The organism is Falsiroseomonas sp. RANM36, from assembly GCF_056682175.1.
Genome location: NZ_JBWXTD010000004.1, coordinates 7,076 through 8,741, shown reverse-complemented (window position 1 = coordinate 8,741; position 1,666 = coordinate 7,076). Strand labels below are relative to the sequence as shown.

The window sequence follows — 1,666 nt, the reverse complement described above, 5'->3', positions numbered from 1 at the left end:
CCTCTCCGCCGCGCGCCCCCCCGCCCCCCGCCCCCCCCCCCCCCCCCCCCCCCCCCCCCCCCCCCCCCCCCCCCCCCCCCCCCCCGCAGGCCGCCCCCGCACCCCGCCCGTCATCCCGCCCCCGCCCCGGCAGCGGCAGCCGCGGCGGGTGGGCCGCGCGGCGGCGGGTCATGCGCGGCGGCGGCGCGGGGTGGCCGCGGGGGTGGTGTCGGCGTCGGGGTCGAGGCGGGCGGGGGGGGTGCGCCAGGTGACGGTCCAGCTGCGTGGCGCGCCGCCGCGGCAGCGGAGCAGATCGAGCTGCCAGCGGGGATCGCCCAGCTGATGCGGGCTGCCAGAGTCCCCCGGCAGTGCGTTGATCCGCCAGCGGGTGAGGGCGGCGGAGGGGCCGGGATCCGCGGTGTCGGGGCGGAGCAGGAGGCCGAGCGCGCCGCCGGCCGCGGCGGCGAGTTGCAGGCGGCGGGCGGCGGTGAGGTCGAGATCGGACAAACTCAGCAGGGCGCCGCCGATGGCGGGGCAGCGCAGCGCTTCCTCCATGGCCCAGAGCCCGTCGGCGGGGCTCGGCGCGCGGACCAGGACGAGCTCGGCGGGGGAGAGGCCGAAGCGCACCAGGCCGGGCGGCCAGGCGTCGGGGTCGGGGCCGATCCAGAGGACGGGGCCATGCGTACGGCCCAGGATGACGGCGGAAAAGCCGGCGGCGGCGCCGGGCTCGGCGGCGAGGATCTCGTGCAGCCCGGCGCGGGCGAGGCCGCCGCCGGGGAGGTGGGCGTCGAGGCTTTCGGACAAACTCACCACCCCGGCCTGGCTGCGGGCGAGCGCGGCCGCGGCGCCGGCGCGTTCGAGCCCGCCGATGCGGGCGCGCAGCGCGGCGAGCAGGGCCGGGCGGTCCATCGGCAGGGGCGCGGGCGGCAGCGGGTAGGGGGGGGGAGCCGGGTCCATGGGTCGGGGTCTATGTTCGCTATATGTTCTGATGACGAGGCGCCCCAGGTCAAGCGGTTTGCGGTTACGGGCCGCTGATTTTGCTGTGAATTATTGCAAATACAGATGTTTGCGGCGTTGTTCCGCAAGATCATCTCAATGTTCGGCCCGGGGCCACGCCCGAGCGTCAACCCTTTCTTAAGACCTGCCCGTCTCCACTGGCGCTGCGCCCTGCCGAAGGTTCTGCGATGCGAGTCCCCCCACTCCCCGCCTGCCGTCGCGGCCTGGCCGTTGCGCTGCTGGCCGCCGCCCTGCTCGGCGCCTGTGCCCGGCTGCCGGCCGAGGAGGCGCGCGGCACCCCGGCCGAGACCGTCGCCGCCCACGGCTTCGCCGGGCTCAGCGCCACCGGCCTGCCGGTCGGCTCGGCGGTGGCGATCGCGCCGGACCGGCTGCTGACCAATGCGCATGTGATCCCGGCGGGCGTCGAGCAGCTCGCCTTCCGCCGCGGGGACGGCGCCGCATCCGGCCCGGCGCGGCTGCTCGCCCGCAGCGACCGGATGGACCTGGCGGTGCTGGAGGTCCCGGCGGTCTTCGCCCCCGCAGCGCCGGCCGCGGCGCCGCCGCGCGCGGGCACGCCGGGCTGGGCGGCCGGGTCACCGGCGGCGGGGCCCCCCCGGGGGGCCCGGGGGGGGGCCCCCCCCGCGACGCGGCGGCCCCGCCCGGGGCCCGGCGGCCCCCCCCCCCGCCGCGC

2 protein-coding genes are annotated in these 1,666 nt (G+C 79.4%); one reads left to right on the top strand and one right to left on the bottom strand.

Translation table 11 applies throughout. From position 1 onward, the window contains the following. Positions 1–168 precede the first annotated feature (168 nt). A complete protein-coding gene (locus AC1MIR_RS13785) occupies positions 169–936 on the bottom strand; it encodes an ImuA family protein (protein WP_480028768.1) in 768 nt (255 codons plus the stop codon). 227 nt (positions 937–1,163) lie between these two features. Here AC1MIR_RS13785 and AC1MIR_RS13780 point away from each other — a divergent pair. Further along, positions 1,164–1,666 (top strand): trypsin-like peptidase domain-containing protein (locus AC1MIR_RS13780; protein ID WP_480028767.1); only part of this gene is annotated, 503 nt, incomplete at its 3' end.